The organism is Ruegeria sp. 6PALISEP08 (assembly GCF_001238295.1).
GTDB lineage: Bacteria > Pseudomonadota > Alphaproteobacteria > Rhodobacterales > Rhodobacteraceae > Ruegeria.
Genome location: NZ_LGXZ01000014.1, coordinates 18632 through 35204 on the forward strand (window position 1 = coordinate 18632; position 16573 = coordinate 35204).

The window sequence follows — 16573 nt, forward strand, 5'->3', positions numbered from 1 at the left end:
CGGGCCAGTCTAACTCACGCTGTTGCCGAGGTTCAGTCGTATAGAACCGCCGCGATTTTCGGGTCGTCAATGTTCGACGCGTCGTAATAGTAGAAGCCCGTATCGATCAGGTTCGGAACATCTTCACCGTTCAACGCTGAAACAGCGGCCTTGACGGTCTCATAGCCGATGCCGACCGGGTTCTGGGTGATGGCGCCCGTCATAAGACCGCTTTTGATCGCGTCTTTCTGGGCCTTGCCGCTGTCATAGCCGATGATGACCAGACCTTCGGTGCCCAGTTCCTGAACGCCGTTGACCACACCGATGGCTGAACCCTCATTTGTGCCGAAGATACCCTTCAAATCCGGGTTCGCGGTCAGGATCGCCTTTGTCACCTCTGTCGATTTCAGGTGGTCGCCCTGACCGTACTGAATCGTGACGACCTCGATATCGGGATACTTCTCGGCCATGCGATTGACGAACCCATCACGGCGGTCGATGCCTGTCCGGCTGGTCTGGTCATGTGCCACGACAGCAACCTTGCCCTTACCGCCGAGTTTTTCAGCCATCTTGTCTGCCGCAAGCCCGGCAGCCGCCAGATTGTCGGTGGTGGCAGTTGAAAGCGGGATATCGCTGTCGACACCGCTGTCAAACGCGATGATCGGAATTCCCTTTTCGTTTGCCTGCTTCAGCAACGGGATCGCGGCCTGGCTGTCCAGCGCGGCAAACCCAATTGCCTTGGGATTATTGGCCAACGCAGCCGCCAGCATGTCGATCTGGCGATCGACCATGGTTTCGTTATCCGGGCCTTCAAACGTGATGGTGACGCCATAATCGTCCGCCGCCTGCTCGGCACCCGATTTCACAGCCTGCCAGAATTGATGCTGAAATCCTTTCGAGACCAGTGGGATATAGATATCTTCTGCAGCCGCCATGGAAGCGGGTCCTGCAAGAGTGACCGCGCTTAGGGCCCCCAGAATAAATCGACGTGAAAACATTTCTCTCCTCCAGTTGGTTGATTTCGACTTTGATGAATCGCCCTGATCACCCTGCCTTCTTGCGTCGCGCCATGTCGGCGTAGACGGCAAGGATGATGATTGCGCCGGTCACAACGGTCTGCCATTCCTGTGCAACGGACAGTACGCGCAGGCCATTGGTCAGAACCGCCATGATCAGCGCGCCAATCAATGTGCCCAGAATTGTCCCGCGCCCTCCGGACAGAGACGTGCCGCCGATGACCACGGCCGCGATGGCCTCAAGCTCGTACCCTAGACCCAATGCCGGTTGGGCCGAGTTGAGACGCGACGCAATCAGAATGCCAGCAATGCCGCAGATCGCCCCCGCCAAGGCGTAGATACGCATCTTCCACATATCGGTGTTCACACCCGACAGCCGGACCGCCTCTTCGTTCGAGCCCAGCGCAAATGCATACCGCCCCAGCACCGTACGTCCCAAAATGTACGAGGCCGCGATGGCCACAAGGAACAGGATCAACACACCGTTGGGAATAGGCAGATTCGGGAAGATCTCGCCAATCAATGATCCGCGCGAGATCTGATCAAACCCCGGCGTGTCGTTGAAATAGATTGGGCGCGTGCCCGAAATAACAAGCGACAGCCCCTTTAGGATCAGCATCATGCCAAGCGTGGCAATGAAGGGCGGTATTTTCATCTTGGCCACAAACGTGCCCGAGCACAGACCACACAGCGCGCCTGCCGCAATGGCCGCCGCCACGCCCAACAGCAAGGGCATCCCCAGAAAGGTCAGCGCTACGCCCGCAATCACAGCGCAGAAGGTCATCAGCGTGCCCAGCGAAAGGTCGATCCCGCCAGTAATGATGATCAGCGTTGCCGCTACAGCGAGCACCCCATTGACCGAGGTAGCCTGCAATATGGCGATCATGTTCGAAGTCTGCATGAAATTGGGCGACGCGATCGAAAAGCCGATCAGCAATACGATCAGGCTGGCGAAGGCCAGCAGCTTTTGGTACGCGCCGCTTTCCGACAGACCCGCGAGGGGTTTCTTCTTGTCGACATCCGTTGCTGTGGTCATTGCAATGTCCCTGTTACCTGCATCGCTGCGGCGCGTTGTGTGGCCAGATGCATTATGTCTTCCTGAGTGGTGTTTCTTCCTCCGGGAAGAATGCCGGTCAGGCGGCCTTCGCACATCACCGCGATGCGATGGCTGAGGCGCATGATCTCGGGCAATTCAGACGAGATCACGATGATGGTCTTTCCCTGCTCTGCCAGGTCTTCGAGCAGCTTGTAGATCTCGGATTTCGCCCCTACGTCGATGCCGCGTGTCGGCTCATCAAAGATCAGAATGTCGCAATCGCGCAGCAACCATTTGGCGATGACAACTTTTTGCTGGTTGCCGCCCGACAACAGCCTGACTTCTTGCACGTCCGAGGGTGTGCGGATGCCCAACTGGCTGATATAGCTTTTGGCTGTAGAACTGATCTCACTGTCGTCGAGAACACCACCCGCGCCGGTGAACATATCCATCGAGGCCAGCGCGATGTTGTCGCGCACGTTCATGCCAGTGGCGAGGCCAAAGTGCTTGCGATCCTCGGACAGGTACCCGATCCCTGCTTTGACCGCGTCGGAAGGGGACTTGATCGTAACCACCTTGCCGTGCACCCGGATTTCTCCGCCATCCTTTGGGTCAGCGCCAAATATCGCGCGTGCAACCTCGGTTCGACCCGCCCCCATCAGGCCCGCAAAACCGAGGATTTCCCCCTTCTGCATCGCAAAGCTGACTTCGTGAATCTCATTGTCACGGCTCAGCCCCGTGACTTGCAGAGACACCTCGGCATCGTCCAGATTTGGCGGATCCAGCGGCTCTTCCTTGACTTCGCGACCCACCATCATGGCGATGATCTGGCTGATCGGCGTGTCCGCGGCCCCTACTGTGCCAACATATTCGCCATCCCGCATCACCGTCACGCGATCCGATATCTGTTTCAGCTCGTCCATCTTATGACTGATGTAAACGATCCCCACGCCTTCGGCCTTGAGGCGTCGGATGATCACAAACAATTCAGCGATCTCGGCGTCGTTCAGCGCCGCAGTCGGCTCATCCATGATCAGAACCTTGGAGCGGAAAGATAAGGCTTTGGCGATCTCGACCATCTGCTGTTTGGCGATGGTCAGACTGCCCACCAGAGCTTTTGGATCAAGGTTCAGGTTCATCGAGGCAAAAATATCGGCTGTCTGCGCGTTCAACGCGGCCTCATCCAGGCGACCAAAGCTCTTGCGTGGCTCGCGCCCGATAAAGATATTCTGCGCCACGGTCAGATCATTCATCAGGCTCAGTTCCTGATGAATAATGCCGATGCCCAGATCCTGCGCCTCGCGCGGGCTTGTGGGACTGACCTCACGCCCTTCGACTTTCAGGCCTCCTTCGTCACGCTGATAAATGCCCGACAAAACTTTCATCAAAGTGCTTTTGCCGGCCCCGTTCTCGCCCATCAGTGCGTGAACTTCACCCGGCTCCAGATCGAACTGCACAGATTTCAGCGCGTGCACGCCGGGGAAGAACTTTTCGATCCCCGCCATTTCGACCAACTTAGACATGTTTCCTCCCATTTGCCCCTCTCCCCAGGGGCTGCGCGCGGGTTACATCACCGCGCCAATTTGCCAGGGCACGAATTCCACGCCCCCGAAACCAAGCTCCTCACTTTTGGTTTTCTCGCCCGAGGCGACACGGATCAGAATTTCGAACAGTTCCTCGCCCTTGGCTTCGATGCTGACACCGTCGGTAACGATGTCGCCGCAGTTCAGGTCCATGTCCTCGGACATGCGCGCATACATTTCGGAATTGGTGGCGAGCTTGATGCAGGGCGTGGGCTGATAGCCTGAAACCGAGCCGCGCCCCGTAGTGAACACGATCAGGTTCGCCCCCGAGGCCACCTGCCCCGTGACTGAACATGGATCGAAGCCGGGGCTGTCCATGAAAACAAAACCGCGCTTGTTGATTTGTTCGCCAAACTTGTAAACGGCGCGCAGTGGCGCGGTGCCACCTTTGGCGACTGCCCCCAACGATTTTTCAAGGATCGTCGTCAAACCGCCGCGCTTGTTGCCGGGGCTTGGGTTATTGTCCATCTCACCGCCATTGCGAGCGGTGTAGTCTTCCCACCAGTGGATGCGTTCGATCAGCTTCTCGCCGACTTCAACGGTTTCGGCCCGTCGGGTCAGCAGATGTTCCGCTCCGTAAATCTCTGAAGTTTCCGACAGGATCGTTGTCCCACCATGGCGCACCAGAAGGTCCGAGGCATAGCCCAAGGCCGGGTTCGCCGTGATGCCGGAATAGCCGTCTGATCCGCCGCACTGCATCCCGACGGTAAGCGCACTGACCGGCGCCGGAGCACGCCGTACCTGGTTGGCCAGTTCGGCAATACCGCGTAGTTCGTCCAGCCCACGCTCGATAGTGCGACGGGTGCCACCCTCGTTCTGAATGGTCATATACCGTAAAACGCCGTCAGGGCGGATCGGACGACCGCCGACAAGATCCGCCACCTGCATGACCTCGCACCCAAGCCCGATCAAAAGGATACCCCCGAAATTCGGGTGTTGGGCATATCCGGCAAGCGTGCGGAGTAAGGTTGCATAGCCTTCGTCCTTGCCCGACATCCCGCAGCCAGTGCCATGCACGATCGGCACCACACCATCGACATTGGGAAAGCTGTCCAACAATCCGGATTTCCCGGCTGCTTCTGCAATGAACCGCGCAACCGAGCCAGAGCAATTCACCGTGGTCAGAATCCCTATGTAATTCCGAGTTCCCACCTTGCCGCCGGTCCGGAAGTAACCATCGAACGTCCGCGCCTCTGATCTTCCGGGTAGCGGCTTGTTTGCGCTGGCATGGGCATAGTCCTGTTGGTGCGCGCCCATACCCAGATTGTGTACGTGGATATGTTCGCCAGGGGCAACATCACACTTTGCCTGACCGATGATCTGGCCGTAGCGAACGATGTTTTCACCGGCACGAACCGGAGCCACCGCAATCTTGTGCCCGCGCGCGACCGATTTGGTCAAAGGCACAGGGACGAGCTCAGGCTGCTCACCAGCTTGAAGGTCCCGCAGGGCGATAACGATGTTGTCCTGCGGATTCAGCTTTACGACGTCGCGCGCTGCACCGTTCAAAACACCTATGCCGCCACTTGCCTTCATCATCTTCCCTTATTGTCTGGGTCCTTTTGCTAAGTGGAATCTCACCTCTTGTCAACTAACATGTTAGAATGCTAAATATCAAAACATGAACAAGCCCAATGATATTGATGCCACCCTGCTGCCCGAAATCACGTCGACCGAAGGGACCCTGACCCAGCGAGTCCACAGCGCCTTGAAGCAGGCGATTCTGGCGCTCGACTTCCCGCCCGGCGCGATCCTGCGCAAAGCCCCGGTATGCGAGCGTCTTGGCGTATCGCGCGCACCGGTCGCCGACGCGATTGCACGTCTTGCGTCTGAAGGCTTGGTGGATGTTGTGCCTCAGTCAGGCACGCGCGTTTCCTATTTTTCGATGGAAGAAATTCGCGAAGGCGTCTTCCTGCGTGAGGCACTTGAGCTTGCGGCGGTTGCAAAGGTCGCGCGGGATCTGACCGACGATCAACGCAAGCGGCTCAGCCGCAATATGCGCCTACAGGAACTGCTGATCGAAGATGATGATATTCCTGGTTTCTATCAAGCGGATGAAGAATTCCACGGCCTGCTGATGGAATTTACCGGTTTCCGTCGCCTCAACGACGTGGCGCAAACCGTTTCCCTTCAGGTCAGTCGCGCACGGATGTTGTTGCTGCCGACACCTGGCCGCATTGCAGAGACTTTGGCCGAACATCGTGCGGTCTTTGACGCGATCAGCAAACATGACGAACAGGGCGCAAAGGACGCCATGCGCACACATTTGCGCCAATTGATGCCCCGCATCGAAAAGTTGGAGCAGCAAAAACCAGATCTGTTCAACCTCAGCCCGCAGCCGCACAGCGAGGAAGTATGACCGTTTCCCAGGCAGAATTGCTCAACTCACGGACCACGCGACCTGTGCACCTGACCCGCATGGGGTTCGGCGGCGCACCGCTGGGAAATCTGTATCGCACGGTCTCGGACGAAGATGCGCAAGCTGCATTGCAAGCCGCCTATGACGCAGGCATCCGGTTTTTCGACACCGCCCCTCAATACGGGCTCGGCCGGTCCGAGCATCGGTTTGGCGAAGCAATCACCCGCTTTGGTCGCGAGAACATTCAACTGTCGACTAAAATCGGACGACTGCTGCTGGACTGCAAACCGCACGAGGTCACGCCAGAGGCTTTTGTGGATGTGCCGCAAAAACGTATCGTGTTTGACTACACCTATGACGGGGTAATGCGGTCGCATGAAGCCAGCCGCGCGCGGCTCGGCGTGTCCAATGTGGACATTCTGTTGGTTCATGATGTCTGTGTCTTCAGTCAGGGCAGCCAGGAAATGTCAGACGCCAAGGTGCGCGAACTGTTTGATGGCGGCGGCTACAGGGCTCTGGTTGAACTGCGCGAAGCCGGTGAAATCGCGGCGATCGGCGCAGGCGTGAATGAATGGCAGGTTTGTGAAAAGCTTCTGGGAATGGGTGATTTTGACGGGTTCCTGTTGGCCGGACGCTATACCCTGCTGGAACAGGAAGCGTTGGATAGCTTCTTGCCACTTTGTCAGAAGCGCGATGTCGGGATCATTCTGGGCGGTCCTTATAATTCGGGCATTCTGGCCACCGGTGCTGTGCCCGGGGCCAAGTACAATTATGCTGACGCTCCAGAGGACATTCTGGATCGCGTTCGAAAGATCGAGGATGTCTGTACAGCACATGACACGCCGCTGATCGCGGCAGCGCTGCAATTTGTTTTGGGCCATCCCTGCGTCAAGACAGTGGTTCCCGGTGCGGTCAGTGCAGCCGAAGTGCAGGCGAATGTTGCCTTGCTGGACCGCGATATCCCGATGGCGCTTTGGTCCGACCTGCGTGCCGAGGGCTTGATCCGCCCAGAGGCGCCGCTGCCTGATGAGGCCGCATATGCTGCGTAATATCGACCCGGTCCTGTCACCCGAGCTGCTTTTTGCGCTGCGGGCCATGGGCCACGGGGATGAGATTGTGATCGCCGATGCCAATTTCCCCGGCTCCAGTATCGGTACTGACTGCATCCGGGCCGATGGCTCTTCGGCCAGTGACATCTTACGGGCCGTTCTCTCAGTGATGCCGCTGGACACATTCGTTTCCGATCCGGCACTGACAATGCAGGTGGTCAACGACCCGCAGGCTGTGCCCGATGCTGTCGCGGATTTTCAACGTATCATAGACACAACCGCCGACAATCCGGTCAAGATCCAATGTCTGGAGAGGTTCGCTTTCTACGAACGCGCCGCCACCGCCTTTGCCGTCGTTCAGACAGGTGAACGCAGGCTCTATGGCAATATCATCCTGAAAAAGGGCGTGATCGGATGAGGATCGACGCACATCAGCATTTCTGGGCATTGGCGCGGGATGATTATGATTGGTTGACGCCTGAACTGGAGTCTATTTACCGAGATTTCACGCCAGCCGATCTGGTCCCTTTGCTGGAAGCGGCAAGGATTGACGGCACGGTTCTGGTTCAAGCGGCACCAACTGTGGCCGAGACAGAATATATGCTGTCACTGGCCGATCAAACTTCGTTCATCAAAGGTGTTGTCGGCTGGGTCGATTTTGAGGCCACTGACGCGCCAGCACAAATTGCGGCACTGGCTGACCATCCGGCTCTGGTCGGCCTGCGCCCGATGATCCAGGACATCTCTGATCCGTTATGGATGCTTGAGGATACCCTGACGCCCGCCTTCGAAGCACTGCAACACCACGCCCTGACGTTTGACGCCCTAACCCTACCCGAACATCTTGGGTCGCTTAGAACTCTTTTGACGCGGCACCCCGAGATGAAGGTGGTCATAGACCACGCCTCGAAACCTCTGATCCGGGACGTGATGATTGAAGATTGGGCCAACGACATGGCGTCGCTGGCGCAAGAGACAAACGCCTGGTGCAAACTATCGGGACTTGTCACCGAAGCAAAACCGGATTGGACCGTTGACGATTTGCGGCCCTATGTGAATCACCTATTGAACTGCTTCGGCCCGTCTCGTCTGATCTGGGGCAGTGATTGGCCGGTCTGCACTTTGGCCAGCAGTTACGAACGCTGGTTTGAGACCACCGATGTGCTGCTTGGCTCAATGAGCAGTACCGAATGCCAGGCTATTCTGGGCGGCAACGCAGCGCGCGCCTATAACCTCAGGGATTGAAATGACACTCGACACCATGGATTCAGACGGGTTGTGGCTTGGCCGCATTGAGCGCGCCGGGATCGGCCCTTGCGTTGTCACCTTGCGCGATGGGCGTGTTGTCGACATCACTGCAAAACCGGCGCCCACTGTGCGGGATATTCTGGAACGCGACGACGCGGTGGATTACGTGCGCTCAGCCAAGGGCCTTGATATCGGACCGTTGGATGCAGACCACCAATGGCTTGCCCCATGCGACTTGCAGGCCGTCAAAGCCTGCGGCGTCACCTTTGCAGGATCGATGGTGGAACGCGTGATCGAAGAACAGGCAGCGGGTGATCCATCCAAGGCCGAGGCAATCCGCACACGCATTGGCGACAGGATCGGCGAGAGCCTGTCAAACATCGTGCCCGGATCAGACGCCGCCGCGCAGGTCAAGGCCGCGCTGATCTCTGAGGGGCTTTGGAGCCCGTATCTCGAGGTTGGGATAGGCCCTGACGCCGAGGTGTTTTCAAAGGCGCAGGTTCTGTCATCGGTTGGATACGGCGCGGATATCGGGCTTCACCCGATCTCGACCTGGAACAATCCAGAACCCGAAATCGTATTGGCCATCACATCACAAGGTGAAATCAAGGGCGCTACACTGGGCAATGACGTCAACCTGCGCGATGTCGAAGGGCGTTCAGCACTGCTGCTGAGCAAGGCCAAGGACAACAACGCCTCTTGCGCGATCGGACCGATGATCCGGCTGTTTGACGAAATCTACTCACTGGACGACGTGCGTCAGGCTGAACTGACATTGACCGTCAACGGGCCGGACGGGTTTGTCCTGAACGGCCGCTCCTCCATGTCTCAGATCAGCCGCGATCCCATCGACCTTGTACTGCAGACGATCGGACGGCATCACCAATACCCTGACGGGATCATGCTGTTTCTGGGCACGTTGTTTGCACCGACCCAGGACCGGGACACGCCCGGCGGTGGCTTTACCCATAAACTGGGCGATGTCGTCACAATTGCAAATGACCAACTGGGAGCACTGACCAACGCGGTGCGACTGTCAACGGAATGCCCCGAATGGACATTTGGCGCGTCCCATCTGATGCGAAACCTGGCCCAACGTGGGCTTCTTTGAGAGAAATAGCATGTTAACCGGAAAACGCCTGATGGCTGGTGAATGGGTAGGTTTGGGCCAGACTTTTGCGTCAGAGCTTGCGCCCGGATTCAGCCGTGGCTTTGCCGCAGGCTTACCCGCGGTTGTCGGTGCCGCCATTCCGGCCAGAGAGAAAGCCTATACCACCTTCGGGTGGTCGACCCGCGCCACGCTGGTACGCGAATTCGATGCAACATCCGTTGGCACCCATGCGATCAAACGCATTCGACGACCTGTTTGTTTGCAGGACATTCTAACCGACCTTCTGACCGAAAAACTGTGAGGCCCCATGACCACGACATCATCCAACCGGCTTGCCGGGAAAACGGTTCTGATCACGGCTGCCGGTCAGGGTATTGGCCGCGCGACTGCTGACCTTTTCGCCTCAGAAGGTGCGCATGTCTTTGCCAGCGACATAAATGACGCCACTCTTGCCGAGTTGAGCGAAATTGACAGGATCACTCCACTCAAACTGGATGTTTTGGATGCCGAAGCGGTACGGACGGCAACGTCTGACCTGCCCCATCTGGACGTCCTGTTTAACTGCGCGGGCTATGTTGCGGCAGGCTCGATCCTTGAATGCCCGGAACAAGACTGGGATTTCAGTTTTGATCTCAACGTCAAATCCATGTTCAGACTGATCCAACTGACCCTGCCCGGCATGTTGGAGAACGGCGGCGGGTCGATCATCAACATGTCATCTGTGGCCTCTTCGTTGAAAGGTGTGCCGAACCGGTTTGCCTATTGCGCGTCAAAGGCGGCTGTCATTGGTTTGACCAAGTCCGTGGCGGCTGATTTTGTGGCCCGGGGCATAAGGTGCAACGCCATTTGTCCGGGCACTGTCGACAGCCCCAGCCTGCATGACAGATTGCGCGCCACAGGCGACTATGATCAGGCGATGACCGATTTCATCGCGCGGCAACCGATGGGGCGGATTGGCAGCGCCGAGGAAATCGCTGAGTTGGCCCTGTACCTGGCCAGCGACGCCAGCAAATACACTACTGGCCAGCCATTTGCCATTGATGGCGGCTGGACGATCTGAGCGACAAGGGAAATCACATATGAAACTGCTACGCTTTGGCCCGATGGGCGCAGAAAAACCCGGGCTGCTGGATGCTGACGGCGCGATCCGCGACCTCTCGGACGTGGTCGATGATATTGCAGGGGATGCGCTGGACGACGCCACACTGGCCCGACTGCGCAAGATTGACCCCACCAGCCTGGCCAAAGTAGAGGGCGATCCGCGCATCGGAGCCTGTGTCGCCCGGGTCGGCAAATTCATCTGCATCGGCCTGAACTATGCCGACCACGCGGCGGAAAGCGGAATGGAACTGCCGCAAGAGCCCGTCATCTTTTTCAAAGCGACCTCTGCCATTATCGGCCCCGATGACCCTGTGGAAATCCCGCGAGGATCTGTCAAAACCGATTGGGAAGTCGAACTGGGCGTGGTCATCGGAAAAGAGGCCAAATACGTTTCCGAAGCAGACGCCATGGACCACATTGCGGGCTATTGCGTGGTCAACGATCTGTCAGAACGCGACTTTCAACTGCATCGCTCAGGTCAATGGGTCAAAGGTAAGTCGGCAGACACATTTGGCCCGATCGGCCCTTGGCTGGTGACGCGCGATCACGTTACGGACCCGCAGAATTTGCCGATGTATCTTGAGGTGAACGGCCATCGATATCAGGACGGTTCGACCAAAACGATGCATTTTGGCGTGGCGACAGTTGTCTCGCACCTGTCTCAGTTCATGTCGTTGCAGCCCGGCGATGTGATCTCAACCGGAACCCCTCCGGGCGTGGGCATGGGGCAAAATCCACCAACCTATTTGAAACCCGGCGACCGGATGGAGTTGGGGATTGAGGGGTTGGGTGTTCAGCGGCAAAATGTCGTTGCCGGATAAGGCAGGACCTCTAACTGTTCGACGAGATCGGATGTTTCAAGAGCTTTGAGAGCGGCATGGCAAAGTACCGGTGTTGGCTGCAGATCTGCGGCCAATTTTCAAACAGTCCGGCTTCTATCCGCCTACGTACACTCCGCTTTTCGGCCGATAGAAAATCTTCTGGTCGTGAAGCCGCCCCAATAGGTCATGAATCCTGGTAAGAGCTTCTTCCCGTTCCCTCCTTTCCTGTTCGCTCTCATCCCGATCGGCATGTGACAGAGCGGTCTGAGCGCGACGGAGCGAGTTTTCAATTAAGTCGATATCATCGACAGACAGTTCGAACATGTCATTGTACAGTGGCAACAAAACCTCCTATGGATGCTGGAAACTCAACACTCCTGGGAGTGATTACGCGGGCTTTGTGAACAAAGCCTAGTTTGGTCCTACAGCAACAAGAACGACATCAAGTTCACCCTCAAGGGCCTGTAACTTCCGAAGCTGGTCCTTCGGCAGATTGGCAGTATCGGCGTCAACTGCGGCAAACGCCACAAGCGGGCTTCCGATTTCCTCTTCAAGTTCCTTAACCAAGCTGAGTTTATCGGCCTCAAGCGTTGCAAGTGGATAAAGCATAGCAATCTCCTGTCTCAAGATGTTTGGAACCATAGCCGATTTTCATCGGATTGAGAGCATAATTGGGGAATGCCAGTTTCCAGATGGCGCATCCAAGACGTTCATCCGTTTCTTTCCGGCAGATTGATTTCTGCGCGATGATACGATGCACCCAACAAAGAAGTCCTGCGTAGGATGCCCTGCAATTGCAGGAAAGGTGGCGAGAAGTTTAGTGGGCAGGAGGCAAAGACATACTCAACACGAGCGCCCAGTCCACAGGGAGGATAAAGAAAATGGCCCCCAAGCAAAAAATTTGCGTTGTCCAATCAAGCTAATAGTACCCAAGTTTCTGGTGCGAGTATCAGTGAAGCGGCAAGACAGCCTTACCTCTCAACCCACAAAACTTGTAATCCCGGAAAAGGTGTGGGTCCGCAAATGATGATTGAGACATCAAGGTCGCATTCTTCAATTTATCCACCCAAATGAGAAAGGATATTGTCGCCGTTCCTACATCGTTTCTTCGACTGTAGAAACATGATGAAAGAACATCAGGCTTTAGGCCCGGCACATTCTGCCACCGGGTTGCATTGACGCAGCGAATGAGCCACACGTCTTCGCAATTAGAATGTAAGATATTGTATATTATAAGATTCTTTTTCCTCATTATAAAACGTACCCCCAGTCGCACCCCCAAGCATGTCTTAAAGCCGCGCTTTTTGCGGTCAAGCTGGAGTTCATTTGAGCCGGAACTTGTGTGAAAGCGCATCGGTTTTTGGGTACGTTGCCAGTGTGCGTTTTGCTCCATTCGCCAAATACGTTGACCTCGGGAAATAAATTGTCTTCGGCAAAGTAAATTCGTCGACAACTCATGCCAACCTCCGATGGTAGTGAGATTGATCATTGAGAAGCAAGCCATCGATTTCGCAGTCGTGAACGTCTGCAAATCGTGACAAAGTGGACACCCATCAAATGCCGACGAAGGTCTGTTCAGAGCCCAAACGTACCATTGCTGCGGACAGTACCAAGGTCGCCAAGGTGCAGAAAGCTGACTTTGCAAAGTCCTGCGATATAGATTCCGTTTTCTTACCGTTTGTTCACGGTGCAGCAATTTCGCTACGGAAATGAAGACATCGCAAGAATCTCATGGCCTTACTGGGCTTGACGGAGGAGGGCGCGGTCAACTTGCCATTGCCCAACAGGGTCGCGCCCCCAGCCAAGATAGCCTGAAGAGCAAAAACCTATTAGACTGGAGTCATTTCAACTGTCCAAGAGGCAGTCATGTCTCATAACGTCGGTGAGTGGCTCGAACAATTGGGCCTTGGCGAATACAGTGAATCCTTCGCCAAAAACAGGATCAAATTTGAGCACCTACCATACCTCGGTGAAGATGATTTAATCGAACTAGGTGTTGCAGCCATGGGCGATCGCAAGTCGTTGTCGCGCGCCATCGCTGCTCTTGTTGAAAAAAGAGCTGAACCGTCAGAAACCACGAGCTTAGGAATTAGGTCAACGTCCATGCGCACGGCTGATGCCGAGCGACGACAACTGACTGTAGTGTTTTGCGATTTGGTCGACTCGACCGCACTCTCACAAAAGTTAGATCCAGAAGACCTGCATGATGTTATGCGACAGTATCAGGACACAGTCGCCGGCATGGTTGCCCGTTTCGACGGCCATGTTGCCAAGTTTCTCGGCGATGGAGTGCTCGCTTTCTTTGGCTGGCCGCGTGCATATGAGGACCAAGCGGAGCGTGCTGTTCGCGCAGGAATGGCTGTCACAAAAGCGGTGCAATCTTTAAAAAATGACACCGAACAGGCACTTGCGGCCCGAGTCGGGGTGGCCACCGGACAGGTCGTAATCGGCGACATAGTAGGGGAAACCACGACAGAAAAGGATGCCGTTGTCGGTGAAACTCCTAACCTAGCTGCCCGGGTGCTAAATGTGGCTTTGCCAGGCCAAGTGGTGACAGATGCCTTTACCCACAAACTAATCGGGGGTGCGCTGGAATTTGAAGCACTTGGGGCACACCGACTCAAAGGATTTGAAAAACCCGTTGTGACCTGGCGGGTTGTCGGTGAGCCTGCGGCAGAGACTCGGTTTAAGTCAGCACACACCGGTACTCTCAGTCCAATTGTCGGGCGCAAGCATGAAATAGAACTGTTAAACCGTGCTTGGCAGTTGAGCCGGGAAGGTACAAGTCAGGTTGTCTTGATAAGCGGAGAGCCCGGGATAGGGAAATCCCGATTGTTAGAAGCAATGCGCGTAGAGTTAAACGAAACGGACTACGCACGCATCACAATCAGCTGCTCACCCTATCATACAACTAGTCCATTTTATCCTCTTATCGTCCACTTGGAGCACGTTCTGCGATTTGACCGCGATGATGGAGCCAATGGCAAGTTGGCAAAACTGGAAGGAGCTCTTAAGGGTCTAAACTTACCGTTGAATGAAGTGACACCATTGCTAGCCTCATTATTGTCGATTCCGCTTCCTGACGACAGGTATCCGCCAACAAGACAGGCACCGCCGCAGCAAAAATTGCAGACGATGAACGCAATCGTTGCTTGGCTCTTGGACGAGGCCAGTCAAAGACCGGTCATTTTGGCTTGGGAAGACTTGCATTGGGCGGACCCGTCAACATTGGAATTGTTGGCGCTCCAACTCGAAAAATCTACAACCGCTCCAATCCTCAATATCCTCACCTATCGCCCGGAATTTCAACCGCACTGGCCAAGTCACCGTTGCACGCGCCCAATTATCCTTGATCGTTTGAAGAGAACTGAAGTCGAAAGCCTGATAAAATTGCAAACCGGAGGAGAAGAACTGCCTCAGGAATTGGTCGAGCATATCGTAGGCAAGACTGACGGAGTGCCACTCTTTGTCGAAGAACTTACCAAAGTACTGTTGGAAACGAGTTTCGTGCGAAAGCGAAATGGACGTTTCGAGTTAAATGGCCAGCTGTCGGATACAGCTGTCCCAGCGACGTTGCAGGGCTCCCTCATGGCGAGATTGGACCGGTCTCCCAAATTACGACTGATAGCGCAATTTGGTGCCGTACTTGGTCGAGAATTCGACTATGAAATGTTGTTGGCTGTTTCTTCAATTGAAGAAACAGAACTGCAACAAGGATTGGCTCAACTCGTGGCCGCTGGGCTGCTTCAACAAAGGGGAAGACCGCCTTACGCGAAGTATGTATTTAAGCATGCGCTGGTCCGTGACACGGCGTATGCATCTTTGCTGAAGGCGAAGCGGCGACGATTGCACGCACTTTCAGCGGAAGTGATCAAAACGATGCGTCCAGAGATTGCGGACAAAAGGCCAGAAACATTGGCCTACCATCTTTTAGAAGCAGGCAATCATGAAGCCTCGATTAAGTTCTGGCTCAAAGCCGGTGAGAAAGCGATAGCTCGTTCTTCAAACGTGGAGGCTATTGCGCATTTTAACATGGGGTTGAAATTGGTTCCCGCCATTGATCATCCAACCAGAAAGATGGAGGTTGAGTTAGAGCTACAATCCAAGTTGGCTGTCCCTCTGACATTCTCAAAGGGCTGGACAGCGCCGGAAGTGAGGAGGGCGTATCAGCGAGCGCGCAAACTTTGTGGCCGGCTCGGCCGAACGGAAGACTTGTTCCCAATTCTGAGAGGGTATTGGAACTATCGCCTCTCCAGAGGAGAACACCGACACGCCTTGAGCCTTGCAGAGAAGCTGGGTTCTCTCGCTAAACAAGAGGGCAATGCGCAGCGGCGTGCACTTGGGCACAGAGTGCTCGGCACGAGCCTATTCTTCGTAGGCCAATCCAAGGAAGCTGCGAAACACCTTCAAGCGGGTATAGAAATTGACGACGCTCTTTGCGAACGGCAACGTCGGGAAGAAGTTGCGATTCATGGCGATAGCGCTGGTGTTATTTGTAGGTTGTACTCAGCCTGGAATTTGTGGTTGAGCGGGTTCCCAGACAGTGCCATCCATATGGCAGACGAAGGGCTCTCTTTCAGCCAAGATCTGTCGGTCAGCCATTGTGTCGGTTGGGCGCTGAGCTTCAAGGCTGTTATTCTCAATCATCGCAGGGAGTTCGCGGCTTCTCTGTCCGCATCTGAAGCGGCCGTCACGCACGCCCGGAAACATGGTCTAGCGGCTTGGCTTGCCTTTGGAGGAATGTGCCGGGGCCGCGCTCTATGTGGGTTGGGAGAGTATGAGGAGGGTTTGGACCAGTTGAGAACCGGGCTGAAAAAATGGCACGAAACGGGCGCGGGGCTTGGTGATACTCAATGGCTTGCTTTCCTTTCTGCAAGCTGCATTGACGCATGCCACTTTGACTCGGCATGGGCTGCTATAAAAGAAGCCAAAGCTATTAAATCTTCAAACCAAGAACGCTTTTACCTTGCTGAGCTGGACCGGCTAAAAGGCATCCTACACTTAGAATCTAGTGACATTGCTAGCGCGGAACTTCAGTTTCAAAAGGCGATTGATCGAGCGCGCGCGCAACATGCAAAATCACTGGAGTTACGAGCAGCTACCAGTCTTGCTTCACTGTGGCGAGACCAAAACTGCGAGTCCCGGGCAAGATCACTACTGGCACCAATTTGCAGCTGGTTTTCTGAAGGCTTTGAGACACCTGATTTTTTGGACGCCAATGCTCTACTCAAACAGTAAAGCACGTCCCTTCGTTGCGGGCGTGGCGAACG

15 protein-coding genes are annotated in these 16573 nt (G+C 55.5%); 9 read left to right on the forward strand and 6 right to left on the reverse strand.

The window, feature by feature from the left end:
* Nucleotides 1–32: 32 nt before the first annotated feature.
* The 4 genes from ALB80_RS17815 to ALB80_RS17830 form a co-directional block, all read right to left on the reverse strand.
* Entirely contained in the window at nt 33–914 is an 882-nt protein-coding gene (locus tag ALB80_RS17815; protein ID WP_253276915.1) for an ABC transporter substrate-binding protein, read from the reverse strand.
* 109 nt (nt 915–1023) lie between these two features.
* Nucleotides 1024–2031 carry an ABC transporter permease gene (locus ALB80_RS17820; protein ID WP_050605456.1) on the reverse strand — a complete coding sequence of 336 codons (1008 nt, stop codon included), beginning with the start codon at nt 2029–2031 and terminating at the stop codon, nt 1024–1026.
* Nucleotides 2028–3554, reverse strand: a complete 1527-nt coding sequence (locus tag ALB80_RS17825) for a sugar ABC transporter ATP-binding protein (RefSeq protein WP_050605535.1) — start codon at nt 3552–3554, stop codon at nt 2028–2030. Before ALB80_RS17825 ends, ALB80_RS17820 begins: the two co-directional genes overlap by 4 nt.
* Before the next feature lie 42 nt (nt 3555–3596).
* The gene (locus ALB80_RS17830) at nt 3597–5150 is read right to left on the reverse strand and encodes a UxaA family hydrolase (protein ID WP_050605536.1); all 1554 of its coding nucleotides are present in this window, start codon (nt 5148–5150) and stop codon (nt 3597–3599) included.
* Between the two features lie 85 nt (nt 5151–5235).
* On the opposite strand from ALB80_RS17830, the gene ALB80_RS17835 reads away from it, so the two are divergent.
* Genes ALB80_RS17835 through ALB80_RS17870 form a run of 8 tightly spaced genes read left to right on the forward strand, consistent with a single transcriptional unit; the run spans nt 5236 to nt 11303 of the window.
* Nucleotides 5236–5973: a GntR family transcriptional regulator gene (locus tag ALB80_RS17835; RefSeq protein ID WP_050605457.1), complete on the forward strand. Its 738-nt coding sequence runs from the start codon at nt 5236–5238 to the stop codon at nt 5971–5973.
* Complete coding sequence (locus tag ALB80_RS17840) at nt 5970–7022, forward strand: aldo/keto reductase (protein ID WP_050605458.1); 1053 nt, start codon at nt 5970–5972, stop codon at nt 7020–7022. The genes ALB80_RS17835 and ALB80_RS17840 overlap by 4 nt, the downstream gene beginning before the upstream one ends.
* Nucleotides 7012–7440 (forward strand): RbsD/FucU family protein, encoded by a 429-nt coding sequence (locus tag ALB80_RS17845; protein WP_050605459.1) that lies wholly within the window; start codon nt 7012–7014, stop codon nt 7438–7440. The genes ALB80_RS17840 and ALB80_RS17845 overlap by 11 nt, the downstream gene beginning before the upstream one ends.
* A complete protein-coding gene (locus ALB80_RS17850; RefSeq protein WP_050605460.1) occupies nt 7437–8267 on the forward strand; it encodes an amidohydrolase in 831 nt (276 codons plus the stop codon). Before ALB80_RS17845 ends, ALB80_RS17850 begins: the two co-directional genes overlap by 4 nt.
* Nucleotide 8268: 1 nt before the next feature.
* Nucleotides 8269–9381, forward strand: coding sequence for a fumarylacetoacetate hydrolase family protein (locus ALB80_RS17855; RefSeq protein WP_050605461.1), 1113 nt, complete (start codon nt 8269–8271; stop codon nt 9379–9381).
* Between the two features lie 10 nt (nt 9382–9391).
* Nucleotides 9392–9682: a hypothetical protein gene (locus ALB80_RS17860; RefSeq protein ID WP_050605462.1), complete on the forward strand. Its 291-nt coding sequence runs from the start codon at nt 9392–9394 to the stop codon at nt 9680–9682.
* A 6-nt stretch (nt 9683–9688) separates the two neighbouring features.
* The gene (locus ALB80_RS17865; protein ID WP_050605463.1) at nt 9689–10441 is read left to right on the forward strand and encodes an SDR family oxidoreductase; all 753 of its coding nucleotides are present in this window, start codon (nt 9689–9691) and stop codon (nt 10439–10441) included.
* A gap of 19 nt (nt 10442–10460) precedes the next feature.
* A complete protein-coding gene (locus ALB80_RS17870) occupies nt 10461–11303 on the forward strand; it encodes a fumarylacetoacetate hydrolase family protein (protein ID WP_050605464.1) in 843 nt (280 codons plus the stop codon).
* A gap of 114 nt (nt 11304–11417) precedes the next feature.
* Here ALB80_RS17870 and ALB80_RS22740 read toward each other — a convergent pair whose 3' ends face one another.
* Nucleotides 11418–11645 carry a hypothetical protein gene (locus ALB80_RS22740; protein ID WP_050605465.1) on the reverse strand — a complete coding sequence of 76 codons (228 nt, stop codon included), beginning with the start codon at nt 11643–11645 and terminating at the stop codon, nt 11418–11420.
* A gap of 69 nt (nt 11646–11714) precedes the next feature.
* Nucleotides 11715–11912 carry a hypothetical protein gene (locus ALB80_RS17880; RefSeq protein ID WP_050605537.1) on the reverse strand — a complete coding sequence of 66 codons (198 nt, stop codon included), beginning with the start codon at nt 11910–11912 and terminating at the stop codon, nt 11715–11717.
* Between the two features lie 1257 nt (nt 11913–13169).
* Here ALB80_RS17880 and ALB80_RS17885 point away from each other — a divergent pair.
* Nucleotides 13170–16541 carry an AAA family ATPase gene (locus tag ALB80_RS17885; protein ID WP_050605466.1) on the forward strand — a complete coding sequence of 1124 codons (3372 nt, stop codon included), beginning with the start codon at nt 13170–13172 and terminating at the stop codon, nt 16539–16541.
* The last annotated feature ends 32 nt before the right edge of the window (nt 16542–16573 follow it).